Genomic DNA, 26,147 nt, shown 5'->3' with positions numbered 1-26,147 from the left:
AGCGATCATGCACAAGCTCGCGGGGATCGAACTGGGCGGCACCAAGACCGTAGTGGTCCTCGGCGCGCCGGGCCGCATCGACGAGCGGCTGGAATTTCCGACTACCGACCCGGCGGAGACGCTCGGCCGCGCGGTCGAGGCGATCGAGGGCTGGCGCGACGACAAGCCGGTGGACGCCGTCGGCATCGCCAGCTTCGGCCCGATCCGCGTCTCGCGCGAGGCGGCGGACTACGGCACCATGCTCGACACCCCCAAGCAGGGCTGGGCGGGGGCCGAAGTGCGCGCCAAGGTGGCCGAGGCGCTGGCCTGTCCGGTCGCGCTGGACACCGACGTAAACGGGGCCGCCATGGCCGAGCACCGCTTCGGTGCCGGGCAGGGCTGCGAAACCATGGTCTACCTCACCATCGGCACCGGCCTTGGCGGCGGCGTACTGGTCGGCGGGGTGCCGGCTCATGGCATGCTGCACCCCGAGATCGGCCACGTGCGCCTGCGCCGCGCCGCTGCGGATCGCTTCGAGGGTGCCTGCGCATTCCACGGCGACTGCATCGAGGGCCTGTTGAGCGGCCCCGCGCTCGCCGCGCGGCTCGGTACGCACCCCTCGCGCGTCGATCCCGAGAACCCGCTGTGGGAACCGGTCGCGCACGATCTTGCCGAACTGCTGACGATGCTGGTCCTGACCGTTTCGCCCCAGCGCATCGTCATCGGCGGTGGGGTCGCCGGTCGCCAGCCGCACCTGCTGCCGATGGCGGTGGCGCGCATGCCTGCGCTGCTCGGCGGCTACTTGCGCGATTGCACGCGCGAGCGGCTTGCGGGCATGGTCGTGCCGCCGCTGCTGGGCGACGACGCCGGGCCGATGGGCGCGCTGCTGCTCGCGGCGAAAGCGTTCGAAGGGCACGTCGTCACGGCCTGACGCGGCGGTGTACCCAGAACACGCGCGAACGAATATTGCGTGGTCGAGAAATCGTGTTACACCCGCCTGCCGTTGAAAAATCCTGCCATCACCCGGATGCAGGATATGTTGCATCGGCCTATATGGTCACAAAGCCGCAGTCCTGACGCGCAAGAAGCAGGCACGGCACACGTTGGAAGATCGCGGAGAAAGCAATGAGCGCAGGCGAACTGACCGTCCCCAAAAAGGCTTCGAAGAAGCGGGGGGCTCTCTCGCCCGCCGCCTTGCACAAGGCGCTTGCCGGAGAGGTCTGCGACGCGCTGCTTCCCGGCGATGATCCGGAAGGATCGTGGATCGACGAGGCCGTGCGCTTCCTGCTCGCCACCGCCGAAGTGCGCGAGGCGGGCGAGCCGGTCATCGACCTGACTTCCGCCAGCGAGGAGCGCCGCATCCTGCGCATCGCGCTGATCAACGACGACATGCCGTTCCTCGTCGACTCCGCGGCTGCCGTGCTGGCCGAGGCCGGGCTGGTGATTGATCGCCTCGCGCATCCGGTCGTGCCGGTGCGCCGCGACGACAAGGGCCGCCTGATCGACATTCCCGCCGACCCGGCCGAGGCGACCGGCCGCGAGTCGATGATCTACATCGAGACGCCGCGCGGCGATGCCCGCCAGCGCCGCGAACTGCTGCGTGCGCTCGAAAGCGCCATGGCCGACGTGCGCGCCGCCGTCACCGACTGGCCGCAGATGGTCGAGGCGATGCGCGCCGATGCTGACCGGATCGAGGATACCGAGGGCGCCGAACTTCTGCGCTGGTTCGCCGGGACCATGCTGACCCAGCTCGGCCACGTCACGCGGGGCCGGGACGGCAGCCGCAAGGCGCGCCTCGGCATCTGCCGCCGCCGTCAGGAGGACGTGCTCTCCGACGCCAGCTACGACCGCGCCTTTGCGGCCTTCGACGAGGCGCTTGCCGCAGGCAAGGTCAGCGCGCCGCTGGTGGTCAAGGCCAACCGCATCGCCACCGTCCACCGCCGCGTGCCGATGGACCTGTTCCTCGTCCCCGTGATCGAGGACGGCAAGGTCGCCGCGCTGTCCGTCCATGCGGGCATCTGGACCAGCGCCGCGCTCGCCACCCCGCCCGACCGCGTGCCCCGCCTGCGCCGCCACCTCGCCGCCTTCGCCGAGCGGCTGGAGTTCGACCCCAAGGGCCACACCGGAAAAGCGCTCGCCCATGCGCTGACCAGCCTGCCGCACGACCTCGTGCTGGGGCTGGGCGAGGCCGACGTCGAGCGTCTGGCGATGACCATGACGGGTCTCGTCGACCGTCCGCGTCCGCGTCTGCTGCTCACCCGCTCGCCGCTGATACGCCATCTCTTCGCCTTCGTGTGGCTGCCGCGCGACCTGCTTTCCACCCAGATGCAGCGCCGCATCCAGACCATGATCGAGGAGGCGGCGCAGGCCCCGACGCTCGACTGGAGCATGCAGGTCGAGGCGGGCAACCTGGCGATGCTGCGCTATACCCTCGATATTCGCGACGGCGTGCACGAGCCTTCCGAAGAGGAGCTGGACCATAACCTCCAGACCCTGCTGCGCGGCTGGACCGAGGCGGTCGAAGCGGCGCTGGCGACGATGCTGGAGCCGGGCCGCGCGGCCGCCGTCGCGGGCCGTTATGCCGAGGCGTTCCCGATCGGCTACCGCACTGACTTCGGCCCGCACGAAGCCGCGACCGACATCGCCGTGCTGCGCCGCATCGCGGTCGGCGAAGGCACCGAGGGCGAGGCCGCCGCGCACCGCGACGTGCGCTTCCACAAGCGCGAGGGCGATCCTGAAACCTGGGTCCACCTCAAGATCTACCAGTCCGAAGGCGGCTTGCCGCTGTCCGATGCGGTGCCTGCGCTGGAAAACTTCGGCTTCCGCGTCATCGCCGAAGTGCCCACCGCGCTGGAGAAGGGCAAGCTGGGCGTGATCCACGACTTCGTGCTCGAAACGCTCGACGGCCGTGCCCCGGCTGAAGTGCTGGATCAGGCCGCCTCGATCGAGGACGCGCTGCGTGCCGTGCTCAACGGTTCGGGCGAGAACGATGCGTTCAACCGCCTCGTGCCCGGCCTCGGGCTCGATAGCGGCGAAGCGAACTGGCTGCGCGCCTGGTATCGCTATTTGCGGCAGGCGGGAACGCATTTCGGCATCCCCACCGTGGTCGATGCGCTGCAGGGTGCGCCCGCAGTCACGACCGCGATCATCGCGCTGTTCCGCGCCCTCCACGATCCCGCATTCGAGGGTGATCGGGCCGAGGCGCGCGCGCACTCCGAAGAGGCTATCCGGGTCGGGCTGGCGAACGTCAACGCGATCAACGACGACCGTTTGCTACGCGCCTTCCGCGACATCGTGCTGGCCATGCTGCGCACAAATGCCTTTGCCGCAGCGGGCGAGACGGCGTTGGCCTTCAAGTTCGATTCCGCCCTTGTCCCGGGCCTGCCCAAGCCGGTGCCATGGCGCGAGATCTTCGTCTATTCGCGCCGGGTCGAGGGCATCCACTTGCGCGCGGGACCGGTGGCGCGCGGCGGCCTGCGCTGGTCCGATCGCCGCGACGACTTCCGCGTCGAAATCCTCGGCCTGATGAAGGCGCAGCGGGTCAAGAACGCCGTCATCGTGCCGACCGGGGCCAAGGGCGGCTTCTACCCCAAGCAGTTGCCCGACCCTTCGCGCGACCGCGCCGCATGGGCGGCCGAGGGTCAGGCGAGCTACGAGGTCTTCGTCGATACGCTGCTGTCGATCACCGACAACATCGTCGGCGACAAGGTGGTCCACCCCGAGGGCGTCGTGATCCGTGACGGCGAGGACCCCTATTTCGTCGTCGCCGCCGACAAGGGCACGGCCAAGTTCTCCGACGTCGCCAACGGCATCGCCGACCGGCGCGACTTCTGGCTCGACGATGCCTTCGCCAGCGGCGGCTCGAACGGCTACGACCACAAGGCGATGGGCATCACCGCCAAGGGCGCGTGGCTTTCGGTCCAGCGCCACTTCCTGGAAATGGGCGTGGACGTGCAGGTCGATCCGGTCCGCGTGATCGGCTGCGGCGACATGTCCGGCGACGTGTTCGGCAACGGCATGCTGTTGTCGAAGGCATTGAAGCTCGTGGCCGCCTTCGACCACCGCCACATCTTCCTCGACCCCGAACCCGATCCGGCGAAGGCCTGGGCCGAGCGGCAGCGCCTGTTCGACCTCCCGGTGTCGAGCTGGAACGACTACGACAAGGCGCTGATCTCGAAGGGCGGCGGCGTCTTCCCGCGCAGCCTCAAGTCCATCCCGCTGAGCGAGGAAGTGCGTGCGGCGCTGGACATCTCGGCCACCGAGATCGACCCGGATTCGCTCATCACCGCGATCCTCTCGGCGCCAGTGGACCTGCTGTGGTTCGGCGGCATCGGTACTTACGTGAAGTCCTCGGCCGAAAACAATGTGCAGGTCGGCGATCCCACCAACGACGCGCTGCGCGTCAGCGGCAACGAACTGCGCGTGAAGGTGATCGGCGAGGGCGCCAACCTCGGCGTCACGCAGGCGGGGCGCATCGAGTTCGCCTCACGCGGCGGGCGCATCAACGCCGACTTCATCGACAACTCGGCGGGCGTCGACTGCTCGGACAACGAGGTCAACATCAAGATCGCGCTCGCCGCCGCCAAGCGCGCGGGCAAGCTGCCCGAGAAGAAGCGCGTCGAACTGCTGCGCGCGATGACCGACGAGGTCGCGGCGCTGGTGCTGGAGGACAACCGCCTCCAGGCCCTCGCACTCTCCATCGCCGAGCGGGGCGGGGCGCAGGCGATCCCCTCGCATATCCGGCTGATCGAGACGATGGAGGAAAGCGGCCACCTCGACCGCAAGACCGAGGGGCTGGCTGACAACGACGCCCTCAGCCGCCGCGCGCAGGACGGGCGCGGGCTGACCCGGCCGGAACTGGCGGTGCTGCTCTCCAGCGGCAAGCTGCAGCTTCAGGCCGCGATCGAGGACAGCGCGCTGGCCGCCGATCCGGCGCTGACCGGGCTGCTGCTTGCCGCCTTCCCGCAGCCGATGCAGGACAAGTACGGCAAGTTCATCAAGGGCCACCGCCTCGCGAAGGAGATCATCGCGACCAAGCTGGCCAACCGCATCGTCAACCGCCTCGGCATCGTCACGCCGTTCGAACTGGCGGAAGAGGAGGGCGCGCACCTCTCGCAGGTCGCTGCCGCCTTCGCGCTGGCGGATGGCCTGTTCGGGCTGACCGCGCTGTGGGAGACGCTGGAAACCGCGCCCATGGCCGAGACGGCGCGCGTTGCGCTGTTCGATACCGTCGCCGTCGCGGTGCGGGGGCACATGGCCGACCTGCTGCGCGCGGGCGCGGGCCAGATCGCCCCTTCCGAACTGTCCGCAAGGCTGCAGAAGGGCATTGCGGCGCTCTCCACCGACACGGCGGAACTGCTCGGCGAGCGCATCGCCGCCCACTCGCGCAAGCTGCGTGACGGACTGGTCGACCTCGGCGCGCCCGAGGATGTGGCGACCGAAGTGGCGCATCTGTTCGACCTCGACGGCGCGGTGGGCATTGCTTCGCTCTCGGCCGAGACGGGGATTGCGCCGCGCCGTCTCGTTACCGCCTTCACGCGGGTCGGTGCCGGGCTGGGCCTCGACTGGGCGCAGGCTTCGGCGGCGCTCATGAACCCGTCGGACCCGTGGGAGCGCCTGCTGGTCGCGGGCCTCGCGCGCGATTTCCAGCAGATGCGGCTGGACTTCCTGCGCGGGCTTGCCCGGACCAAGGCGGGCAAGAGCGATCCGCTCGCCGCCACCGAGGAATGGGGCCGCCAGCACAAGAGCGCCATCGATGCCTTCCGGGGCATCGTCCACCGCGCGGAGAATGCGGTGGCGATCACGCCCGCGATGCTGGCGCAGATCGCCAGTCAGGCGCGGAACTTGCTGGGGCGGTGATTTCGCCGGAGGCACTTCGGCGATGGTCGGAGTGCCTCTTTCTTTTTCGTCATTGCGAGCGAAGCGAAGCAATCCAGGGCAGTCTTGCACCGCTCTGGATTGCTTCGCTTCGCTCGCAATGACGAGGGGGGAGGAAGCGAGGCTGAACTATCCCACCGGAACCGCGCGGTCTTCCTTGATCGTCTCCAGCACGATGATCGACTTCACGTCCCGCACCCCCGGAATCCGCAATAGCGTGCGCAGCGTGATCTGCGAGAGGTGCTCCACGTTGCGCGCGATCACCCGGACCAGATAGTCCATGTCCCCGGTCACCGCATGGCAGGCGATCACGTAGGGGTTGTCGGCGATGGCCTGCTCGAAGCGGGCGATATTCTCGTCCACATGCGCGACGAGGTTGATGAGCACGTAGGCTTCCAGTTCGAAGCCCAGTCGCCGGGGATCGAGCACCGGCGCATAGCCCCGGATCACGCCTTCGTCCTCCAGCCGCTTGATGCGACGGCTGACCGGCGTTGCGGAAAGCGCCACCCGTTCCGCCACTTGCGCCACCGGCATGCGCGCATCTTCCTGCAACGCCGCGATGATCCTGCGATCGAATTCGTCCAGTTGCACGGATCACCTCTCTAGGCTGGTTTTATTGGGTGATTCCACCAATAGCACGTCTCTATTCCCTCGCAATCGCACGGAACTGAAGCGGGGCCTCTGGTATTGTACTTTCATGAAGAAGCCGTCGACGATCACGTCAAACAGCGGCCTTCGGGGAGAGTATGACCGGGCCGCCGACGACTATACCGTGGCGCAGGACTGGCATGACTACACCCCGGAGATGCACGCGCGCTGGCGCCACCTGTTCAAGCGTCAGTCCGCGCTGGTCCGCACCCATGCCTGCGCATCGTTCCGCGAGGGGCTGGCACGGCTGGACTGCGCCGGGGGCATCCCGCGCTTCGCCGACGCCAACCGCGTGCTTCAGGCGGCGACCGGCTGGCGGCTGGTGGCGGTGCCCGGCTTCATCCCCGATGCGGTGTTCTTCGACCACCTCGCGCACCGCCGCTTCCCGGTGACCCGCTGGCTGCGCGAGGAGCACGAGCTGGACTACCTCGCCGAGCCGGACGTGTTCCATGATTTCTTCGGCCACGTGCCGATGCTGCTCGACCCGACCATCGCCGATTTCCTGGAACTTTACGGCAAGGCCGGGGCGCGGGCGATGGCGATGGGCGCGCTGGACATGCTGGCGCGCATCTACTGGTACACCATCGAGTTCGGGCTGGTGCGGGAGGACGGCGCCCTGAAGGTCTTCGGGGCGGGGATCATCTCTTCGGCGGGCGAGACGCGCTTTGCGATCGAGGACCGCGAGGTGCTGCGCCTGCCGTTCGACCCGGTGCGGGTGATGCGCACCAGCTACATGATCGACAGCTTCCAGAAGGCCTACTTCGTCCTCGAAAGCCTGCCGCAGCTGATCGAGGCGCTCGTTCGTCTCGATTTCGGCCCCGTCTACGAAACCTGGCGGCACGAACCGCCGCTCCCCGCCGGAGAGACGCTGGCGGGAGAAACACCTTTGGGAGCACTCGCATGACCGATCTTTTCGACAATCCCATCGGTCTCGATGGGTTCGAGTTCGTGGAATTCTCCGCGCCGGACAAGGGCATTCTGGAGCCGGTGTTCGAGGCCATGGGCTTCTCCCGGATCGCGCGCCACCGCTCCAAGGATGTGGAACTGTGGCGGCAGGGCTCGATCAACTTCATCACCAATTACGAACCCGGCAGCCCCGCGTGGTTCTTCAGCCGCGAGCATGGTCCCTCAGCCTGCGGCATGGGCTTTCGCGTGCGCGATGCCCGGGCGGCTTATGCCGAACTGCTGGCACGCTCGGCCGAGCCGGTACAGGTGGCGACGGGGCCGATGGAACTGCACCTGCCGGGCATTCGCGGCATCGGCAATTCGATCATCTACCTGATCGACCGCTACGAGCGCGGCGGCGACGGCGCCCTGTCGATCTACGACATCGACTTCGATTACCTGCCCGGCGTCGATCGCCACCCGGCGGGCGCGGGCTTCGCCGAGATCGATCACCTGACGCACAACGTGTACGGCGGGCGCATGGCCTACTGGGCGGATTACTACGAGAAGCTCTTCAATTTCCGCGAGATCCGCTACTTCGATATCAAGGGCGAATACACCGGCCTGACCAGCCGCGCGCTGACGGCGCCCGATGGCAAGATCCGCATCCCGCTCAACGAGGAAGCGGAAGGGGGGAAGGGCCAGATCGACGAGTTCCTGCGCGCTTTCAACGGCGAGGGCATCCAGCATATCGCGCTGATCTGCGACGATCTTCTCGGCGCGTGGGACAAGCTCAAGGCGCTCGGCGTGCCGTTCATGACCGCGCCGCCCGAAACCTACTACGAGATGCTGGAGGAGCGCCTGCCCGGCCACGGCCAGCCGACCGAGGCGCTGAAGATGCGCGGCATCCTGCTCGACGGCACGGTCGAAGGCGGCCAGCCCCGCCTCCTCCTGCAGATCTTCGCCGAGGCGCGTGTCGGGCCGGTGTTCTTCGAGTTCATCGAACGGCGCGGCGACGACGGTTTCGGCAACGGCAACTTCAAGGCGCTGTTCGAGAGCATGGAGCGCGACCAGATCCGGCGCGGCGTGCTGAAGGTGAGCGAACCGGCGGAGTGACATGACCCACCCCTTCTCGTCATTGCGAGCGTAGCGAAGCAATCCAGGGCGGCTCATACTGCCCTGGATTGCTTCGCTGCGCTCGCAATGACGGGATGAGGGTAAAGATCGGGAGAGAACCAATGACCAATACCGCACCCACCCTTGGCGGCATCCATCATGTGGCCTACCGCTGCAAGGACGCCAAGCAGACCGTGGACTTCTACCGCGACGTGCTCGGCATGGATTTCATGCTGGCGATCGCCGAGGACACGGTGCCCTCCACCGGCGCGCCCGATCCCTACATGCATGTCTTCCTCGACTGCGGCGGCGGCAATGTGCTCGCGTTTTTCGAGCTGCCCAATGCGCCCGACATGGGCCGCGATGAAGCCACCCCTGCATGGGTCCAGCACATCGCCTTCAAGGTGGAGAGCGAGGGCGACCTCCTCTCCGCCAAGGCCCGCGCCGAGGCCGCCGGGCTGGAGGTGATCGGTCCGACCCACCACGGCGTGTTCAAGTCGATCTACTTCTTCGATCCCAATGGCCATCGCCTCGAACTCGCCTGGCAGATCGGCACCGTGGACCAGATGGCGTCCCTGCGCGCCGTCGCCGACGACATGCTCGACGAATGGGCACGCACCCGCAAGGCGCCGCGCCATGCGGCGTGGCTGCACGAGAAGATCGCGGCGGAAAGCTGAGTGCCATGCTGCGGCTCCACGGCTACTGGCGCAGTTCGACGAGCTACCGGGTCCGCATTGCGCTGAACCTCAAGCGGCTCGATCATGAGAACGTGCCGGTGAACCTGCTGGCGGGAGAGCAGCGGGGTGAGGGTTATCGGGCGCTGAACCCTTTCGCGGGCGTGCCGGTGCTGGAGGCGGACGGTGCGGTGCGGGCGCAGTCGATGGCGATCCTCGAATGGCTGGACGAGCGCTATCCCGAACGCCCGCTCTTGCCGGAGGGCATCGAGGAGCGTTTCGTCGCTCGCGAACTGGCCTCGGCTATATCCACCGAACTGCACGCGCCGCTCAACCTGCCGGTGCTGCAGTACCTAAAGCACGACCTCGGCCATGCGCAGGCGGACGTGGACTTGTGGTACTGGCACTGGCTGGAGAAGACCCTGACCGGCGTGGAGGCGCGGCTGGCGCAGCGCGGCTCGGGCGATTTCCTGTTCGACGCGCCGGGCTACTTCGAGTGCGTCGCCTTGCCGCAACTGTACAACGCGCGGCGTTTCGCGTTCGACCTGTCGAGCTATCCGCACCTCACGCGGATCGAGGCGGCGTGTCTGGACCTGCCGGAATTTCTGGCGGCGCACCCGGACCATCAGCCCGAAGCGAGCGGGACGACAATCATCCCTCGACCGGCGCCATGAGCAGTTCGCGCAGGGCGTCGAGGCTGGGCAGAACGGTCGCTCCGGCAGCCGTCATAGCCTCGGTCGCGGGGAGCAGGTCGGGCACCATGATCGTGGCGATCCCGGCCGAGGTCGCGGAGAACACGCCCGCATAGCTGTCCTCCACCGCCAGACACTGCGCGGGATCGATACCGAGGCGGCTGGCGGCGAGGAGGTAGGGCTCCGGGCTCGGCTTGGGCCGGGACACATCGCTGCGGGTGACGATGACGTCGAAGTAGTCGAACAGCCCGGCCTTCTCCAGCCGCCGCTCGGCGAGCCCGCCCTCGGTCGAGGTACATAGCGCCATCGGGATGCCCGCGCTGCGGAAATGCTCGAGGATCAGCACCGCGCCGGGGCGCAGTTCGACGCCCCGGTCCAGCATGGCCAGGAACAGCGCATCCGCTTCGTCGTAGAACCGCGCCAGCGGAAACTCAGGCCCGAGGCGCTGAGCGAGCATCTTCTCGTTGAGATCGCGGCTGACGCCAACCATCGAATCGAGGATTTCCTCCGACAGCGGCCAGCCGATCGCGTGCGAGGTCTTTGCATAGCTGCGATGATGCGCCGCTTCGGTGGCGATCAGGGTGCCGTCCATGTCGAAAATGGCTGCGCGGATGGGATTGGGAAGCTCGGGCATGGTCTCAATATGTAGACACCGTGCGAGGAGGCCATTGCAAAAAGCGGAACTAGCAAAGGACCTCGCGCAAGTGAGGAATTATCCCGCCAGTTCCTCCAGCCCCAGTTCCCTGCACAGAGCCGAGCGCGCCTCCACGCAGGCGGCCCATAGCGCAGGGCTGGCGAGGTCTTCCACTGCGATGTGCTCGGGCCAGAGGCGGGCGACCAGCGCCTCGATCCGGTCCAGTTTTTCCGGGCTCGCGATGAAGCGCGGATCGATCGTCGCGGGATCGGCGACGACGCGCAGGCGCAGGCATGCGGGGCCGCCGCCGTTCGCCATGCTTTCGCGCAGGTCGTGCACGAAGAGGTGGCGGATCGGGCCGTTCCCCGCGACATGTGCCTCCAGCCAGCGCCAGACCGAGGGCGTCTCGCGCGCTTCGCCGGGGAGCACCAGCGCGGCCTCTCCCGAGGGCAGCGTCACCAGCTGGGCGTTGAACAGGTACGAGGTGATCGCGTCGGCCAGACTGACCTCGGCGGCGGGGACTTCGACGATCTCGATCTCCGGCAGCTTCGCACGCAGCTCCGCATAGAGCGCATCGCGGTCGGCGAAAGCGAGTTCGTGGGTGAACAGCACGCGCTCGTTGGCCACGGCGACGACATCGTTGTGGAACGCGCCCGCCGCGATCGCCTCGTCCGACTGGCGGGCGAAGACAGTGCGCGTCGGCGAGAGGCCGTGAATGCGCGCGACGGCTTCGCTTGCCTCGCGATGCTGGCGGGCGGGGTAGGGGGCGGCCCCGGTACTTGGGGTCACGCCATAGACGAAGACTTCGATGCCCGGCGTGTCGTGGCCCGCGCACAGCCGCATGTGGTTGGCCGCGCCCTCGTCGCCGAAGGGCGCAGGGATCGGCGCGTGGACGGCGAAGTGCGCCTCGTTTGCGAAGGCGATCTGAAGTTGCGCCAGCGTTTCGCGCCATTCGTGGCTGCGGTGAGGCATCGTCACGAGGTTGGCGACGGTGAGGTGGCAGCGTCCGTCCGCCGTGTCTGCCGCGGGCGAGACCGTCGCCGCATTCGCCGCCCACATCGAGGAGGCCGACAGGGAGTTGGCGCGCAGGACCGCGTCTGCGGCCTCGACCGTGGTGCCGAGCTGGTGAAGCCACACCTCGTCGGGGCGGCGCTGGGGGAGGAAGAAGCCCTGCGCCAGCCCGCGCTCGAGATTGGCGCGCATCTTCGCCAGCCCCTGCAGCGCGGCGGTGCGCGGGGCGGACACCTTGCCGAAGTTCTTCGTCGAGGCGAGGTTGCCCAGGCTCAGTCCTGCATAGTTGTGGCTGGGGCCGACGATGCCGTCGAAGTTGATCTCTGTGCGCATTCGGGGAGCCTAGCTGTCAGGGGCGGTGTAGGAAAATGGTTTCGGGCGGAGACCCTGTCAGAGGGGCTTCGATGCTCCGACAGGTTCAGCACTCGGGTGCCACCCTTACTCGTCATTGCGAGCGCAGCGAAGCAATCCAGGGCGGCCTAAGACTGCCCTGGATTGCTTCGCTGCGCTCGCAATGACGAAAGTGGAGGATCACGCCGGAGCGACCGTCACCGCATCGCCCACGCCGACCCCCAGCAGCGCCGCCGCCGCCTCGTCCAGCGCGCCATCCTCGCTCACGCAGCCGAGGCAGGCGCGGAAATCCGCCAGCCGCCCGGTTGCGATCAGGTGCGTCGGCTCGCTTTCCTGCACCGGGACCACCGCCGATACCGTCACCGTCTTCGCCTGTTTCACCGTGCGGATGCCATCGGTCTTCGCGATCATCGTCGGGCCGCCGTCGAAGATGTCGATGTAGTTCTGGAAGGCGAAGCCCTCGCTTTCCAGCATCCGCATCGCCGGGCGGCCGGAATAGTGTGGCTGGCCCATCACCTGCCGCGCGCCTTCGGAGAGCAGCGCGGTGTAGATCGGGTGCTTGGGCATCAGGTCGGCGATGAACTGGTTGCCGTGCTTGGCGTTGAACTCGTCGGCGTCGCGGAAACTCATGTCGAAGAAGCGGCCCGCGAGGCCGTCCCAGAACGGCGAGTTGCCCGCATCGTCGATGGCGCCGCGCAGCTCGGCCAAGGTCGTCTCGCCGAAACGCTCGCGGTGCATGGCGATGAACAGGTAGCGGCTGCGGGCCAGCAGCTTGCCGACACCCGCCGAACGCTCGGTGGCGTCGAGATAGAGCCCGCCGACTTCGCTCGCCCCGTCGAGGTCGGTGGAGAGGGTCAGCATTTCGGCGCGGAAGGTGCGGTCGAGTTCCTTGGAATGCTGGGTGATGCGGCCGATGCGGTAGGAGTAGAACGGCAGTTCGGTGCCCACTTGCGAGAACGCCTGACAGGTGCCGCGCACCTTCCCGGTTTCGGTGTCTTCGAGGATGAAGGCGAACAGGTCGTTGGCGATTTCGCCGTCGTCGCGGGCGAAGCATTTGGCGGCGCGTTCCAGCTTGCCTTTCAGCGTCGGCTTGTCGGGCGGCAGGTTGGTGAAGCCGCCGCCGGTGCCCTTGGCCATGCGGTAGAGCGCTTCGAGATCGCCCTCTCGTGCAGTGCGCAGCAGGAAGGTCATGCGTGCAGTGCTCCCCTGTCGAGACGGTGCAGGACGAGGGCCGTAAGGCGGGCGCGGGCGTCTAGCGAACTGGCGATCATGAACTCCTGCGGTGAATGGATCGAGCCGCCCAGCGCCCCCATCGTGTCGAGCACGGGAACGCCGCAGGCGGCGATGTTGTTGCCGTCGCACACGCCGCCAGTGTCCTGCCAACGCATCGGCTGGCCGAGATCGGTGGCGGCCTTGCTGACGAGGCCGAACAGCGCCTCGGTCTTCGGCGTGATCGGCTTGGGCGGGCGCGATACGTGGCCGTGGAGGTGGATATGGACGTCGTGCACCGCGCTGACCTCGGCGACGGCGGCCTCCACCAGCGCGCGGGCGATTTCCGCCAGTTCCGGCGAGCGGGGGCGCAAGTTGAAATGCAGGATCGCGAGGTCGGGCACGGTGTTGTTGGGCGTGCCGCCCTCGATCCGGGCGGGGTTGATGGTCAGCCCATCACGAATGCCCGCCGCAAGCCGCAGCGCGAGGTCGCTGGCGGCAAGCACGGCATTGCGCCCGTCCTGCGGATTGCGCCCGGCATGGGCGGAAAGCCCGGTGACGACGGCGGCGTAATTGCCCGAACCCGGCCGCGCGCGGGCCATCGAGCCGTCGGGCAGGCCGGGCTCGTACGTCAGCGCCGCGAGCTTGCCTTGCGCCAACTGCGCGATCAGCGCGGCGGAGGACAGCGAGCCGGTCTCCTCGTCGCTGTTGATGAGCACGTCGTAGCCCATCATCGGCGTACCGTGCTCGAAGGCGAGGAGCCCCGCGAGCATCAGTGACAGGCCACCCTTCATGTCGGCGGTGCCGGGGCCGTTCAGGGTGTCCGCGTCGAGCCAGGTGCAGCTCTGGAACGGGTGCTCGCGGGCGTAGACGGTGTCCATGTGGCCGGTCAGGATCACCCGGTGGTCGGCCTCGGGCCGGACCGACAGGACGAGGTGGCGACCGTGTCCGACTTCGCGCAAGTGGCCCTTGCCGTCGACTTTCTCAACCGGCGCGGGATCGACGAGGCGGACCTCGCCCGGCAGCGCGGCGAAGGCGTGGGCCAGCCGGTCCGCCATCGCCGAAAGGCCGTCGAGATTGCCGGTGCCGCTGTTGATCGCGGCCCAGTCCAGCGTCCGGTCGAGGATCGGCGCGTGCTCGATCGGTTCGAGCAGGTCCAGTTCCTCGCCCGAAAGCGCGCTCATGGCCTGAGCTTGCCGTTCAGGGCGCCTGCGTTGCCCGAAGCGTCGGCGGCTTCGAAGCTGGCGACCGGGTAGGCGCAGTAATCGGCGGCGTAGTAGGCGCTCGGCCGGTGGTTGCCGCTCTCGCCAAGTCCGCCGAAGGGCATCGAGCCCGCCGCTCCGGTGGTCGGGCGGTTGCGGTTGACCACGCCCGCGCGGCATTCGACGAGGAAGCGCTCCCACAGTGCGTCGTCGGCGCTTACGAGCCCGGCGGAGAGACCGAAGCGGGTGTTGTTCGCGGCTTCAATCGCGGCGTCGAAGTCCGGCACGCGGCTGACCTGCAGGACGGGGGCGAAGATTTCCTCGTCCGGCACGAACACGCCGGTCACGTCGAGCATGGCGGGGGTGACGAAGGCGGCGGAGCGGCCCTCGACGCCGTTGAAGGGGCGGATCACCTTGGCGCCGCGTGTCACGAGGCCGTCGAAGCGGGCCTTCGCGGCGGCGGCGGCAGCATCGGAGATCAGCGGGCCAATCCACGGCTCGGGCGTCTCGTTCCAGGCGCCGATGACGATGCGGTCGGTGAGGGCCGCGACGGCCTCCACCAGCGCGGAGCCGAACTCGTTGTCGGGAACGATCAGCCGCCGCGCGCAGGAGCAGCGCTGGCCGGTGGTGATGAAGGCCGATTGCACGACGACCGACGCGGCCTCGTCGACGTCGCCGTCCCAGGCCACCAGGGGATTGTTGCCGCCCAGTTCGAGGGCGAGGATCACGTCGGGCCGATCGGCGAAGACGCGGCGGAAATGCGCGCCCGCGCCCGCCGAGCCGGTGAAGAGCAGCCCGTCGATTTCGCCCGCGACCAGCGTCTCGCCGGTTTCGCGCCCGCCCTGGATGCACTGGAAGACGTGAGGATGGTCGGCCAGAGCCTCCGCCCAGCACTCGGCCATCAGCGCGCCGGTGGCGGGCGTCATCTCGGAGGGCTTGAAGACCACCGTGTTGCCCGCGAGCAGTGCGGGGATGATGTGGCCATTGGGCAGGTGGCCGGGAAAGTTGAACGGACCGAGCACCGCCATCACGCCATGGGGACGGTGACGCAGCACGGCCTGCCCGAACGGCATGTCAGTGCGCTTCTCGCCCGCGCGCTCGGCCTGCGCCGCGATCGAGATACCGACCTTGCCGATCATCGAGGCGACTTCGGTGCGGGTTTCCCAGAGCGGTTTGCCGGTTTCGCGCGCTATGGTCTCGGCGAGTGCGTCCTTGCGGGCCTCAAGCGCCGCTTGGTAGCGTTTGACCCCCTCTAGGTGCCGTTGAGTGCCAAGGCGCGACCACGTACCGAACGCCTTGCGGGCACGCAGCAGGGCAGCGGAAACCGCTTCGGAATCAGCGACTTCACCCTCCCAGATGAGCGTGCCGTCAACTGGATCGAAGGATTTGAGGGTCGTCATGTCTGCTGCCTCGTCACCGCGAAGATTCCGGTCGCATTGCCACTGTCGAACGTGAGGTCGAGGAGGCCGGTTTCCGGGTCGATGTCGCGTGAAATGAACTCGTAGAACGACCCCGGAACTTCGCGGATGACCTCGCTGCCGTCGGGCAGGCGGAAGGGCCGGGCGACTTTGTCGGCCAGGATTGCGGTCTGCCGCACGCGGCCGTTGCGGGAGATCTCGACAGCCGGTTTCAGCGGATAACCCTCTGATTTCAAAGAATCAGCATGGCCCTCTACGTCGGGCACGCGGGTGGTTGCATGATTGAAGGCATTGCCCTCGGTAGCGATCCAGGCACCTTCCTTGCTGTGCTCTAGCAGCGCCTCGTAATCCGCGAGCGCCGGGGCGGGGTGCTGCCGGTCGAAGGAGCGCAGTGCGCCGCGCAGAATGGTCACCCCGTCCTCGATCGAACAGTCCCCATCGCGCGCGAGCGCATCGAGCGCGGCCCACTCGGCTTCCCCTAAGGGATCGACGGACGCCCCGAATATGGCGGCTGCGGCGGCCTGCGCGGTGCCGGGAAGCTGGTCGATGTGCAGTTCGGAGACGAAGAACTGCGGCACGGAGGCGGGCAGGTCGACCTGCACATAGGCGCGCCCGGTCATCGTCAGCGCGGGCAGGGGGTAGAGCCCGCGCACTTCATAACCCAGCGGAGCGAGGAAACGGCCGAATGCCTCATGTCCCGAGGGGAGCGCGCCGGTCGCACCGTCGATCGTGCGCAGGGCGCCGTGGTCGAAGACAATCGGCTCACCAGCGGCGCGCATCCGGTCGATATAGCGGGCGGCGGTTGGTACTCGCTCCAAAAGGTCGAGGAAAAGCACGGCGTTGAGCGCCATGGCCACTTGCGCGCGGCTGGCGCGCTCGGCCGATCCGGCCAGTTCCGGTGCGATCCGAAGCGTCTCCAGAGCGTCTTGCGCCTTGGCCTCACCGACAATCGGCCCGAGCAGGCGAGCGAGCGTTCCAAAGTCCGAAGATACAGGAATCATCGATCCCCCGTTGTTCATTTATTGCGTGTACGGGAAACATAGGAAAGCCATTTGCGGAAGTCCATGCCCCTGCGAAAGAAGCCTGCGAGGCAGCATCTTTGTGTTTTCAAGGTAGGCGCTTAGAAGGCCATCAGGTCAATGGATGGAGCGGGTTATGGTGTTTCTCGACAGGCTCGGCGTGAGCCTGCCCCTCATTCAGGCACCGATGGCCGGGACCAGCACTCCGCTGCTGGCGGCGGAAGTCTCGAACGCCGGGGCGCTTGGCTCGATCGGCGTCGGCGCGACGGATGCGGGCGGCGCGCGGGCCATGATCGGGGAACTGCGTGAGCGTACGGATCGCCCCTTCAACGTGAATCTGTTCGTCCATCGCACGCCAGTTGCCGACGCCGCATGCGAAGCGGCGTGGCTGGACTGGCTGCGCCCGCTATTCGCCGAGTTCGGGGCCGAGCCGCCACAAGCTCTGCAATCGCCCTATACGAGTTTCGCGGATGATCCTGCGATGCTGGCGATGTTGCTGGAGACCCGGCCGCCGGTGGTGAGCTTTCATTTCGGCCTGCCCGCCGCCGATGCCATCGCCGCGTTGCGCGAGCGGGGCATCGTGATGCTGGCGACGGCGACGAATATCGATGAGGCGCGCGCCATCGCGGCAGCCGGGATTGACGCCGTGGTCGCGCAAGGAATCGAGGCGGGCGGTCATCGCGGTATGTTCGATCCCGGAGCGCCCGATCCCGGGCTCGGCACTATGGCGCTGACGCGGCTGCTGGTGCTCGAAACCGGACTGCCGGTGATTGCCGCGGGCGGCATCATGGACGGCGCCGGGATCGCCGCCGCGCTCGATCTCGGCGCGGTGGCGGCGCAACTCGGGACCGCCTTCATCGATTGCCCGGAATCGGCGGCGGACGAGGGCTATCGTGCAGCGCTCAAGGGGCCGGGTGCCTGGCACACGACACTGACGCCGCTGGTGTCAGGGCGTCCCGCGCGGGCGCTGGCGAACCGCTTCACGGCGCTCGCGGCGGAGGTGGGCGGGCGGCAGGTGCCGGACTATCCGATCACCTATCACGCCGGGAAGGCGCTGAATGCTGCGGCCAAGGCGAAGGGCGAGTACGGATTCGGAGCGCAGTGGGCCGGGCAGGGCGCCCCGCTGGCGCGGACGATGCCCGCTGCAAAACTGGTCGAAGTTCTGATGACGGAACTGCAAGCCGCGAGGACGCGGGGCTAGTCCGGACCCGCGATCTTTCACCCATTTCCCGTTACCCTGAACTCGTTTCAGGGTCCATTTCGCCGATAGCGCGGTAGCTGGATCAGCAAACCGACAGCGCGGCTTGAGCAGCGACGCTCCGGCACCAATTGCTCGATGGACCCTGAAACGAGTTCAGGGTGACGGGGGCGTTACAGGTGTGGGAGGGCGTGGTTCCGGCTAGGGAACCACGCCCTCAAATCCCCGTCACCCGTGCGCGCCGAACTCGTTCGCCAGCGCGGTGGTGATCCGCAACGACAGCGCATAGGACCGCGCGATCGGGTCGATGAAGTCCTTGTGGATCTGTGCATAGCCCGTCGCGCTCGAATCCGGGTAGTCGCTGGGTGCGTCCACCGCGAAGTCGCTGATCGAGGGGAAATGCACCGGGAAGGCGCGGCGCAGCTGGGCCAGGCCGTCCTCGACGCGCAGGGTGAAGAACATCTCCAGCACGTCGTCGCGACTGATGTCGTTGGCGCGGCTGAACTGCGGGGTCATCACCGAGCGCAGGAACATGTGCTGGAACAACGCGATGCGCAGCGCGTGCAGCACGCCGAGCGAACGGCGCGTATGCTCGCGGTCGGCCTGCGGGGCCTCGTCGGGGACGAGATCGAGCAGGCGGTGCAGCTTCAGCGCATCGACACGCAGGCGCGAGGCAAGGCGGCGGTAGACCCCGGCACGGTCGTCCTTGGTCAGATACTCGGCCAGCTTGAGGCAGGCGTCGGCGATGTTTTCCTCACCGCCGCGATAGGGGCGGCTGGCCCAGTAGGCCGAGTTGAACAGCTCGCCATAAGCCGAGACGGTCTTGATCGAGGCGAGCGCATTGGCGGCGCGGGCGAGGCGGACGATCTGGCGGCCGCGTGCGGATTCGCGCAGGAGCCCGGCGATTTCCTCGCGGTTGCCGTCCGCTGCGGTGCCGATCCCGGCGATCACGTTCACCGGGTAACCCAGCTGCTGCAGGATCGCGTTATGCGGGATCGCGCGAATCTGGCGCAGGTTCATCGAGCGGTCGGAGGCAAGGTCCGACTGGCGGCGCGACTTGCGGCTGCCGGTGTCGTTCAGCAGGCCGAGACCGAACGCGGTGATCGCGCGGCTGTAGGTCGAGCTTTCCAGATGCTCGTGCTGCACCGAACGTATCGCGCGGTAGAAGTCGAGGCTGAGGTCGGTGCGGCGATAGAACAGGTCCGTCGGCACGTTGACGTCGGCATCCCACAGCGGGCGCTCGGCCATCCGGGTGAGCGTGGCCAGCGCCAGTTCGTCCGAGCCGAACCAGAGGTAGCCGTCGCCGCCCTGGAAGCTGACTTCGGGCTCCAGCCTGATCCCTGCGCGCAGGAAGCGGCGGCGCGCCCACGGCGAGAGCTGCCAGTCGAAGCGGTCGTCGATGCTGGACGGGTGGCAACCGCGACCCATCGATTCGCCGCCGGTGTTGAAGATCAGCGCGCAGACGTCGGACAGGCCGTTGGCGGCCATGGCTTCCGACAGTCGGCCCTGCAGGCGTTCGATGGCGAGCGCGGCGGGCACCTGCCCGACGAAGCGGCCCGCGTCCGAGAAGCCGGTCTGGATCGAGACGCGGCCGCGCCGCCGTGCGTAATCGCGGTAGGCCGGCTCGGCCAGCACCGCGTCGAGGAAGCGGCCACCGTGTTCCAGCGCGGTTTCGGTTTCGAACAGCGGGGAGACGTCGACCTTCTCGTCGATCCCGAACATCCGCGCGAAGTAGAGCGCGGCGAGCACGGTGGTCGGCTCCTCGCACTCGGCCACGAGCATGCGGATCGGCGCGTCGGCGTCGATGTGGCCGAGGATTTGCGCCATCGCGAGGAACTGGCGCACGGCGGTGCTGTTCTCGATCGCGAGCGCGGCGAAGTTGGACTTGAGCGGCTTCACTTCGGCCAGCAGCTCGCGCATGCGCACCAGCGCGGCCTGGCTGGCAAGGCTGAGCTTGCCATCCGGGTCGATGCGGCGGCGGATCGCGTTCTGCAGCTGCGAGGCGTTCACGCGGAAGTGGATGCCGCCCATGCCGAGGCCGTCGGCGCGCATCGCGGCGGCGGTGACGAGGAGGGCGCGGGCCTGTTCCTGATCGGCGTGGCGGGCCTCGTCCTCGAGCCGGGTGATCACGCCTTCAAGGCTGATGATCTTGTCGGCGTGCTCGGCGGTGAGGCCGTTGGCAGCGGCAGACAGCGCCTCGGGATCGGTGAGATCCTGCTTGAAGGCAGCGACGGCCTCGGCCGTGTGGGCGTGGGCGCGGGAGAGCTGTGCGGCGATTTCCGGTGCGGCCTGCTCCAGCGCTTCAGCGTAACCGGCCAGACGCTGGGCCTTTTCCTCAAGCCGGTAGCGGATCGAGGTGGACCACGAGATGTCGGTGCGGCCGTCCATGTCGTAGCCGACCCAGTGGGCGAAGCGCACCGGCATCGGGTTCAGGCCCTTCCAGCGCTTCGGCCAGCGGGCGGCGGCAAGGTCGAACAGGCGGGCGTTGATGCGATCACGCGCCTTCTGGCCGCGTGCCATCGCCGCCATCGCCGCGTCATGCTCGGAATCGAGCGTGATCGTATCGCGTGCGGGCGAGGCGACGCAGACCGAGGCCACGCTGAAATCGCCGTTGGAGGCGGACGCCGTGACGGCTTCGGTCTGCGCGGCGGTCAGCAGGAAGGTCGGGTGCGCGGTGAAGACGACATGCGCCGCCGGGCGCTGCCAGCGCACGGCGAAGGCGGTGAAGTCGTCTTCATCGGCGGTCTTGGCGGCAAGGGCGTCAAGCGCCTTGTCGTTCTCCGCGATGGGCATGGTGCCCAGAATGCGGTCGAGCCGGGAAGCGCGGGCGCGCAGCCCCTCGCAGTCCATTTCGGAAACGAGGGCCTCGATGTCGTCGAGAGACATCTCGCCGTTCTCCAGAGCCCGCGACAGCTCCAGACCGAGCTGGAACACGGGGTTGAACAGCGGCGTCACCGCCGTGAGCTTGTGCAGCTCCTTGAGGCGCGCGTCGAGTGCATCGACGGTGCCCAGCGCCAATGCGCCCGTGCCCCCGGCCGCCATCAGCGGGCGAGGCCCGCTGCGAGGCGTGCTTCGGCCTCGATCTTGGCGACGTCCGGCTTGCCCTTGGGGACCATCCAGCTGCCACCGACGCAGATCACCGCGTCCAGCGCCAGCCATTCCGGCGCGTTCTGTGGGGTGACGCCGCCGGTTGGGCAGAACTTCGCGGCCATCAGCGGGGCCGAGATCGCCTTCAGCGCGGGCGGGCCGCCGGCTGCCATCGCCGGGAAGAACTTCAGGCGATCGAACCCGCATTCCAGCGCGAACATCACGTCGCTGGCGTTGGCGGTGCCGGGAAGGAAGGGGATCTTCGACTTGTAGGCGGCTTCGGCCAGATTCGGCGTCAGGCCGGGCGAGACGATGAATTCGGCGCCCGCGTCGATCGAACGCTTGAGGTCGTCAGGCGTCAGCACCGTACCCGCGCCGACGACGGCGCCGGGGACCTGCTTCATCACCTTGATCGCCTCGATCGCGCATTCGGTGCGCAGCGTCACCTCCAGCGCGGGCAGGCCACCGGCGATGAGCGCTTCGGCGATCGGCAGGGCGTGCTCGATGTCCTCGATGACCAAAACCGGGATCACCGGGGCGAGGCGCATGACCTTTTCGACGGCTTCGGATACGGTAGTCATTACTGGAGGTGCTCCCTTGCGAAGGCGGCCGCTGCGCCGAATAGGCCGGGCTGCGGATGAGTGATGAGCTTGACGGGCAGCGTGGCCATCAGGCCGGCGAAGCGGCCCTTGGCGCGGAACCGCTCGGCAAAGCCCGAGGTCTTGATGGTCTCGCGGATGCGGTAGCCAAGGCCACCGGCGATGACGACGCCGCTGGCGCCCTGCGCCAGCGCGCAGTCGCCCGCCGCCGCGCCGAGCGCGAGGCAGAAACGGTCCACGGCGGCGACGGCAAGGCTGTCCGTGCCTTCCGCGGCGGCGGTCCAGATCTGCACGTCGGTCAGTTCGTGGATGGCCTTGTGCTCCATCGCGGCCAGCGTCGCGTAGATATCGACGATGGCCGGGCCGGAGACAACGCGCTCCACCGAGACGCGGGTGTGGCGCTTGCGCAGGCGGGCGAGGATCGCGTCCTCGATCTGGTCGAGCGGGGCGTAGTCGGTGTGGCCGCCCTCGGTCGCCTGGACGTGGTAGCTGCCCCCCTCAGATCTAGGGCGGCCATCGCGGTAGAGGTGCGCCACGCCAAGGCCGGTGCCGGGGCCGAGGATGCTGAGCGTGCCCGATGCGGGCAGTGCCTCGTCCGGGCCGGTCAGATAGAGGAAGTCGCTCTCGTCCGCGCAGGCGACGGCGTGGGCGACGGCCGCGAAGTCGTTGATGATGGTCTGGCGCGTGGGGCCAAGCATCTCCTGGATCTTCGCGGGGCGCAGGATCCAGGGGTTGTTGGTGAACTTGATGACCTCGTTGCCGACCGGGCCCGCCACCGACATGGCGACGGCATCGGGCAGGGTGCCGCCGTTCATGGCGCGGAACGCCTCCCACGCCAGCTGGAAGCTGCCGTGGTCCTTGGTGTGCAGCGTGGCGGGTTCGCCAAGCGTGATCCGGCCGTCATCGCCGATGGTGGCGATGGCGAAGCGGGCGTGAGTGCCGCCGATGTCGACGGCTACGATTTCCGTCGTCACAGCCCGGCAACCTCCAGCATCGACGAACCGCCGTGTTCGGCGCTCGACGCATTGATGCGGAACATCGCGAAGAGTTCGCGGCCGGTGCCCATCGCGGGCGGCGGGGTCGGCGCGGGTTCGCGGCCGGAAAGGTCGGCGGTGGTGGAGATCGTGCCGTCCTCTGCCGAGAGACGCACGATATCGCCATCGCGCAAGTACGCCAGCGGGCCGCCTGCGAAGGCTTCCGGGGTGACGTGGATCGCGGCGGGCACCTTGCCCGAAGCGCCCGACATGCGCCCGTCCGTAACGAGCGCGACCTTGTGGCCGCGATCCTGCAGCACGCCCAGCGGCGGGGTCAGCTTGTGCAGTTCGGGCATGCCGTTGGCGCGCGGGCCCTGGAAGCGGACGACGACGATGACGTCCTTGTCCAGCTCACCGGCCTTGAACGCCTTCGCCACGCCTTCCTGATCGTCGAACACGCGGCACGGGGCCTCGATCGTCCAGCGTTCGGCATCGACCGCGCTGGTCTTGAAGGTGCCGCGGCCCAGGTTGCCGTCCACCAGACGCATGCCGCCGTCGGGCAGGAACGGGTTGGAGACCGGGCGCAGCATCGTGTCGTCGCCGCTGACCGCCGGGGCGGGGGTCCAGCCGAGTTCGCCGTCGACCAGCACCGGCTCGTCCGCGTAGGCGTCCATGCCGCCTTCGGCCACGGTCAGGATGTCCCGGTGGGCGAGGCCGCTGTCGAGCAGCTCGCGGATCACCCAGGCCATGCCGCCCGCCGCGTGGAAGTGGTTCACGTCGCCCGAACCGTTGGGATAGGCGCGGGTGATGAGCGGCACGACGCCCGAAAGCTCGTCGAAGTCCTGCCAGTCGATCAGGATGCCGCCCGCGCGCGCCATGGCGGGCAGGTGGATCGCGTGATTGGTCGAGCCGCCGGTGGCGAGCAGACCGGCGATGGCGTTGACGATCGCCTTTTCGTCCACGACCTTGGCCATCGGGCGATAGTCCTCGCCCTTGCGGGTCATCGCCGCCAGACGGTGCGTGGCAGAGCGGGTCAGCGCGGTGCGCAGCGGGGTGTTCGGCGGCACGAACGCGGCGTTGGGCATATGCAGGCCCATCATCTCCATCATCATCTGGTTGGAGTTGGCGGTGCCGTAGAAGGTGCAAGTGCCCGGCGAGTGATAGCTGGCGCTTTCGCTGGCGAGCAGTTCCTCGCGGCCGACCTTGCCCTCGGCGTAGAGCTGGCGGACTTTCTGCTTCTCCTTGTTGGAGATGCCGGTGGGCATCGGGCCGGAGGGCACGAAGATCGCGGGCAGGTGGCCGAAGCGCAGCGCGCCGATGACGAGGCCGGGGACGATCTTGTCGCAGATGCCCAGCAGCGCCATGCCGTCGAACATCGCGTGGCTAAGGGCGACGCCGGTGGACAGCGCGATGACGTCGCGGCTGAACAGCGACAGCTCCATGCCGTCGAAGCCCTGCGTCACGCCGTCGCACATGGCGGGCACGCCGCCCGCGACCTGGGCCGTGGCGCCGACTTCACGTGCGAACAGCTTCATCTGCTCGGGGTAGCGGCCGTAGGGCTGATGCGCCGAAAGCATGTCGTTGTAGGCGGTGACGATGCCGAGGTTGACCGCCTTGTTGCCGGCGATCGTCGCCTTGTCCTCGCCCGAGGCGGCGAAGCCGTGCGCGAGGTTGGAGCACGAGAGGAAGCTGCGGTCGGAATGGCGGTCCGTCTCGCGGGCGATCATGTCGAGATAGCGCGCGCGGGTGTCCTTCGACCGTTCGATGATACGGTCGGTGACGCGCGCGACCACCGGGTGGAGGTTGGTCATGGTCTACTCCTGGTCTTTCGCGACATCCGGCTTCTTCCCGCCCCGCATGTGCGCGGGAAGGTAACCGGTGTCAATCGCTATATTCCGGCCCGTATGGGCCTGCTCAAGCAAACTTCGGTGCTGGCACGAGGTCACTCGTGCCAGGTTACTCCGTCGCGTTCGGCGAGGGCGATCGCGGCGGACGGCCCCCAGCTTCCTGCAGTGTAAGTCTTGGGCTCCTGCGCCTGTTCCTCCCAGCCGGAGCGGATCGCGTCGATCCATTCCCATTGGGCTTCCACTTCGTCGCGGCGCACGAACAGGGTCTGGTCGCCTTCGATGAGGTCGAGCAGCAGGCGTTCGTAGGCGATGCGGCGCTGGTGGTCGGCGAAGGCGTCGGGGCGGGTGATCGCCAGCGGCACCGAGCGCAGGCCGTAGCCGTCACGGTCCAGCCCGGGCACCTTGGCCATGAGCGAGAGGGTGATGTTCTCTTCCGGCTGGATGCCGATGACGAGGCGGTTGGGCACCGTCCTAGCGCCGCGACCGTGGAAGATCGAGTGCGGCACGTCGCGGAACTGCACGACGATCTCGGTCGTGCGCTTGGGCAGGCGCTTGCCGGTGCGCATGTAGAAGGGCACGCCCTGCCAGCGCCAGTTGTCGATGAAGCCCTTGATCGCGACGAAGGTTTCGGTGTTCGAATCCTTGCCGAGTTCTTCATCATAGCCGGGAACGGCCTTGCCGGTGATCGCGCCTGCGCGGTACTGGCCGGTGACGGTTTCCTCGGGCTTCACCTTACGCAGCGAGTGGAGGACCTTGACCTTCTCGTTGCGGATCGAGGTGGCGTTGTAGGAAACCGGCGGCTCCATCGCCACGAGGGCGAGCAACTGGAGCATGTGGTTCTGCACCATGTCGCGCAGCGCGCCGCTGTCGTCGTAATAGGCGACGCGCGATTCGAGGCCCACGGTCTCGGCCACGGTGATCTGCACGTGGTCGATATGCGCGGCGTTCCACAGTGGCTCGAACATCAGGTTGGCGAAACGCAGCGCCAGGATGTTCTGCACCGTTTCCTTGCCGAGATAGTGGTCGATCCGGAAGATCCGGTCCTCGGGGAAGGCGCTGGCCACCGCGTCATTGATGACCTTGCTCGATGCGAGGTCCACCCCGAGCGGCTTTTCGAGCCCGATGCGCACGTTGCCGCTGGCAAGGCCGCTCTTCTCCAGACCGTGGATGGTCGGTTCGAACAGGCTGGGTGCGGTGGACAGGAAGATCGACAGGCCCTGCTTCGGGGTGCCCACCTTCTCGGCCAGCGCGTGGAAGCTGTCGATGTCGTTGGCGTCGAGCGGCTGGTAGCTCAGCCGGTTGAGGAACTGCGCCAGGCTGCCGCGGCGACCGGCGGGCAGGAACTGCTCCAGCGATTCGCGCGCGAAGTTGCGGAAGCCCTGGTCGTCCATGTCCGACCGGGCGGTGCCGATGATTTCGATATCAGGACCCAGCAGGCCTTCCGCGTCGAGCGCGCAAAGCGAGGGGAGGAGCATCCTGCGTGAAAGATCGCCCGTGGCGCCGAAGAGGAGCAGGCGATCGGAAGTGAATTGCGTCACGGTACCCTTTCCACCGGACGACCGCGCTCCTCCTCGCAGCCGTTGATGATTGTTCTCAAGGCTGCACGGCGTCATGTCCACTTGTGGGCGGACCGCCATGCGGTTGCGCCATAACAAAGGCCGCCGCCGAGCGCTAGGGCGCTGAAGGCATGCAAGCACGTTTTCCAAACTCGCCGAGGGGCGAATGGA

At 67.9% G+C, this 26,147-nt stretch carries 19 protein-coding genes; 7 read left to right on the top strand and 12 right to left on the bottom strand.

Going from position 1 to position 26,147, the window contains the following annotated elements:
• Nucleotides 1-7 precede the first annotated feature (7 nt).
• Both QRN25_RS15155 and QRN25_RS15150 read left to right on the top strand, forming a co-directional pair.
• On the top strand, nt 8-910 hold the full coding sequence (locus tag QRN25_RS15155; protein WP_285020145.1) for an ROK family protein: 903 nt from the start codon (nt 8-10) through the stop codon (nt 908-910).
• A gap of 194 nt (nt 911-1,104) precedes the next feature.
• Nucleotides 1,105-5,838: an NAD-glutamate dehydrogenase gene (locus QRN25_RS15150; RefSeq protein WP_285020144.1), complete on the top strand. Its 4,734-nt coding sequence runs from the start codon at nt 1,105-1,107 to the stop codon at nt 5,836-5,838.
• Nucleotides 5,839-5,985: 147 nt separating this feature from the next.
• Here the strand turns inward: QRN25_RS15150 and QRN25_RS15145 are convergent, their stop codons facing one another.
• Nucleotides 5,986-6,447, bottom strand: coding sequence for an Lrp/AsnC family transcriptional regulator (locus QRN25_RS15145; protein ID WP_285020143.1), 462 nt, complete (start codon nt 6,445-6,447; stop codon nt 5,986-5,988).
• Nucleotides 6,448-6,553: 106 nt separating this feature from the next.
• On the opposite strand from QRN25_RS15145, the gene phhA reads away from it, so the two are divergent.
• The 4 genes from phhA to maiA all read left to right on the top strand — a co-directional run bounded on the left by phhA (nt 6,554) and on the right by maiA (nt 9,853).
• The gene (phhA, locus tag QRN25_RS15140; RefSeq protein ID WP_285020142.1) at nt 6,554-7,408 is read left to right on the top strand and encodes a phenylalanine 4-monooxygenase; all 855 of its coding nucleotides are present in this window, start codon (nt 6,554-6,556) and stop codon (nt 7,406-7,408) included.
• Complete coding sequence (hppD, locus tag QRN25_RS15135; protein ID WP_285020141.1) at nt 7,405-8,505, top strand: 4-hydroxyphenylpyruvate dioxygenase; 1,101 nt, start codon at nt 7,405-7,407, stop codon at nt 8,503-8,505. Before phhA ends, hppD begins: the two co-directional genes overlap by 4 nt.
• A 122-nt stretch (nt 8,506-8,627) precedes the next feature.
• Nucleotides 8,628-9,182, top strand: a complete 555-nt coding sequence (locus QRN25_RS15130; RefSeq protein ID WP_285020140.1) for a VOC family protein — start codon at nt 8,628-8,630, stop codon at nt 9,180-9,182.
• 5 nt (nt 9,183-9,187) lie between these two features.
• Complete coding sequence (maiA, locus tag QRN25_RS15125) at nt 9,188-9,853, top strand: maleylacetoacetate isomerase (RefSeq protein ID WP_285020139.1); 666 nt, start codon at nt 9,188-9,190, stop codon at nt 9,851-9,853.
• On the opposite strand, the gene QRN25_RS15120 is transcribed toward maiA, so the two are convergent.
• The 6 genes from QRN25_RS15120 to QRN25_RS15095 all read right to left on the bottom strand — a co-directional run bounded on the left by QRN25_RS15120 (nt 9,831) and on the right by QRN25_RS15095 (nt 16,697).
• On the bottom strand, nt 9,831-10,505 hold the full coding sequence (locus QRN25_RS15120; protein ID WP_285020138.1) for an HAD family hydrolase: 675 nt from the start codon (nt 10,503-10,505) through the stop codon (nt 9,831-9,833). The two genes, maiA and QRN25_RS15120, sit on opposite strands and share 23 nt — an antisense overlap.
• A gap of 78 nt (nt 10,506-10,583) precedes the next feature.
• Nucleotides 10,584-11,849 (bottom strand): N-succinylarginine dihydrolase, encoded by a 1,266-nt coding sequence (locus QRN25_RS15115; RefSeq protein ID WP_285020137.1) that lies wholly within the window; start codon nt 11,847-11,849, stop codon nt 10,584-10,586.
• A 198-nt stretch (nt 11,850-12,047) separates the two neighbouring features.
• Complete coding sequence (locus tag QRN25_RS15110; RefSeq protein ID WP_285020136.1) at nt 12,048-13,058, bottom strand: arginine N-succinyltransferase; 1,011 nt, start codon at nt 13,056-13,058, stop codon at nt 12,048-12,050.
• Nucleotides 13,055-14,260 (bottom strand): hydrolase, encoded by a 1,206-nt coding sequence (locus tag QRN25_RS15105; RefSeq protein WP_285020135.1) that lies wholly within the window; start codon nt 14,258-14,260, stop codon nt 13,055-13,057. The genes QRN25_RS15110 and QRN25_RS15105 overlap by 4 nt, the downstream gene beginning before the upstream one ends.
• Nucleotides 14,257-15,678 carry a succinylglutamate-semialdehyde dehydrogenase gene (gene astD, locus QRN25_RS15100; protein ID WP_285020134.1) on the bottom strand — a complete coding sequence of 474 codons (1,422 nt, stop codon included), beginning with the start codon at nt 15,676-15,678 and terminating at the stop codon, nt 14,257-14,259. The genes QRN25_RS15105 and astD overlap by 4 nt, the downstream gene beginning before the upstream one ends.
• Nucleotides 15,675-16,697 (bottom strand): 2-oxoadipate dioxygenase/decarboxylase family protein, encoded by a 1,023-nt coding sequence (locus QRN25_RS15095; protein ID WP_285020133.1) that lies wholly within the window; start codon nt 16,695-16,697, stop codon nt 15,675-15,677. The genes astD and QRN25_RS15095 overlap by 4 nt, the downstream gene beginning before the upstream one ends.
• Nucleotides 16,698-16,851: 154 nt before the next feature.
• Between QRN25_RS15095 and QRN25_RS15090 the strand changes: the two genes are divergently transcribed.
• On the top strand, nt 16,852-17,916 hold the full coding sequence (locus QRN25_RS15090; RefSeq protein WP_285020132.1) for an NAD(P)H-dependent flavin oxidoreductase: 1,065 nt from the start codon (nt 16,852-16,854) through the stop codon (nt 17,914-17,916).
• A 225-nt stretch (nt 17,917-18,141) separates the two neighbouring features.
• Here QRN25_RS15090 and QRN25_RS15085 read toward each other — a convergent pair whose 3' ends face one another.
• The 5 genes from QRN25_RS15085 to zwf form a co-directional block, all read right to left on the bottom strand.
• The gene (locus QRN25_RS15085; RefSeq protein ID WP_285020131.1) at nt 18,142-20,955 is read right to left on the bottom strand and encodes a phosphoenolpyruvate carboxylase; all 2,814 of its coding nucleotides are present in this window, start codon (nt 20,953-20,955) and stop codon (nt 18,142-18,144) included.
• Nucleotides 20,955-21,581, bottom strand: a complete 627-nt coding sequence (gene eda, locus QRN25_RS15080; RefSeq protein WP_285020130.1) for a bifunctional 4-hydroxy-2-oxoglutarate aldolase/2-dehydro-3-deoxy-phosphogluconate aldolase — start codon at nt 21,579-21,581, stop codon at nt 20,955-20,957. The genes QRN25_RS15085 and eda overlap by 1 nt, the downstream gene beginning before the upstream one ends.
• A complete protein-coding gene (locus QRN25_RS15075) occupies nt 21,581-22,573 on the bottom strand; it encodes a glucokinase (RefSeq protein WP_285020129.1) in 993 nt (330 codons plus the stop codon). The genes eda and QRN25_RS15075 overlap by 1 nt, the downstream gene beginning before the upstream one ends.
• Nucleotides 22,570-24,384, bottom strand: coding sequence for a phosphogluconate dehydratase (gene edd, locus QRN25_RS15070; RefSeq protein ID WP_285020128.1), 1,815 nt, complete (start codon nt 24,382-24,384; stop codon nt 22,570-22,572). Before edd ends, QRN25_RS15075 begins: the two co-directional genes overlap by 4 nt.
• A 131-nt stretch (nt 24,385-24,515) precedes the next feature.
• Entirely contained in the window at nt 24,516-25,958 is a 1,443-nt protein-coding gene (gene zwf / locus QRN25_RS15065; protein ID WP_285020127.1) for a glucose-6-phosphate dehydrogenase, read from the bottom strand.
• Between the last annotated feature and the right edge of the window lie 189 nt (nt 25,959-26,147).

It is taken from the genome of Novosphingobium sp. fls2-241-R2A-195 (assembly GCF_030209485.1).
Taxonomy (GTDB): domain Bacteria; phylum Pseudomonadota; class Alphaproteobacteria; order Sphingomonadales; family Sphingomonadaceae; genus Novosphingobium; species Novosphingobium resinovorum.
The sequence above is the reverse complement of the archived record's forward strand: the minus strand, read 5'-3'. Positions and strand labels throughout refer to the sequence as shown.

What these genes read in the sequence shown, in the direction of transcription:
- QRN25_RS15155 (WP_285020145.1), top strand. Translation starts at nt 8, where the DNA reads ATGCACAAGCTCGCGGGGATCGAACTGGGCGGCACCAAGACCGTAGTG.
- QRN25_RS15150 (WP_285020144.1), top strand. Translation starts at nt 1,105, where the DNA reads ATGAGCGCAGGCGAACTGACCGTCCCCAAAAAGGCTTCGAAGAAGCGG.
- phhA (WP_285020142.1), top strand. Translation starts at nt 6,554, where the DNA reads ATGAAGAAGCCGTCGACGATCACGTCAAACAGCGGCCTTCGGGGAGAG.
- hppD (WP_285020141.1), top strand. Translation starts at nt 7,405, where the DNA reads ATGACCGATCTTTTCGACAATCCCATCGGTCTCGATGGGTTCGAGTTC.
- QRN25_RS15130 (WP_285020140.1), top strand. Translation starts at nt 8,628, where the DNA reads ATGACCAATACCGCACCCACCCTTGGCGGCATCCATCATGTGGCCTAC.
- maiA (WP_285020139.1), top strand. Translation starts at nt 9,188, where the DNA reads ATGCTGCGGCTCCACGGCTACTGGCGCAGTTCGACGAGCTACCGGGTC.
- QRN25_RS15120 (WP_285020138.1), bottom strand. Translation starts at nt 10,505, where the DNA reads ATGCCCGAGCTTCCCAATCCCATCCGCGCAGCCATTTTCGACATGGAC.
- QRN25_RS15115 (WP_285020137.1), bottom strand. Translation starts at nt 11,849, where the DNA reads ATGCGCACAGAGATCAACTTCGACGGCATCGTCGGCCCCAGCCACAAC.
- QRN25_RS15110 (WP_285020136.1), bottom strand. Translation starts at nt 13,058, where the DNA reads ATGACCTTCCTGCTGCGCACTGCACGAGAGGGCGATCTCGAAGCGCTC.
- QRN25_RS15105 (WP_285020135.1), bottom strand. Translation starts at nt 14,260, where the DNA reads ATGAGCGCGCTTTCGGGCGAGGAACTGGACCTGCTCGAACCGATCGAG.
- astD (WP_285020134.1), bottom strand. Translation starts at nt 15,678, where the DNA reads ATGACGACCCTCAAATCCTTCGATCCAGTTGACGGCACGCTCATCTGG.
- QRN25_RS15095 (WP_285020133.1), bottom strand. Translation starts at nt 16,697, where the DNA reads ATGATTCCTGTATCTTCGGACTTTGGAACGCTCGCTCGCCTGCTCGGG.
- QRN25_RS15090 (WP_285020132.1), top strand. Translation starts at nt 16,852, where the DNA reads ATGGTGTTTCTCGACAGGCTCGGCGTGAGCCTGCCCCTCATTCAGGCA.
- QRN25_RS15085 (WP_285020131.1), bottom strand. Translation starts at nt 20,955, where the DNA reads ATGGCGGCCGGGGGCACGGGCGCATTGGCGCTGGGCACCGTCGATGCA.
- eda (WP_285020130.1), bottom strand. Translation starts at nt 21,581, where the DNA reads ATGACTACCGTATCCGAAGCCGTCGAAAAGGTCATGCGCCTCGCCCCG.
- edd (WP_285020128.1), bottom strand. Translation starts at nt 24,384, where the DNA reads ATGACCAACCTCCACCCGGTGGTCGCGCGCGTCACCGACCGTATCATC.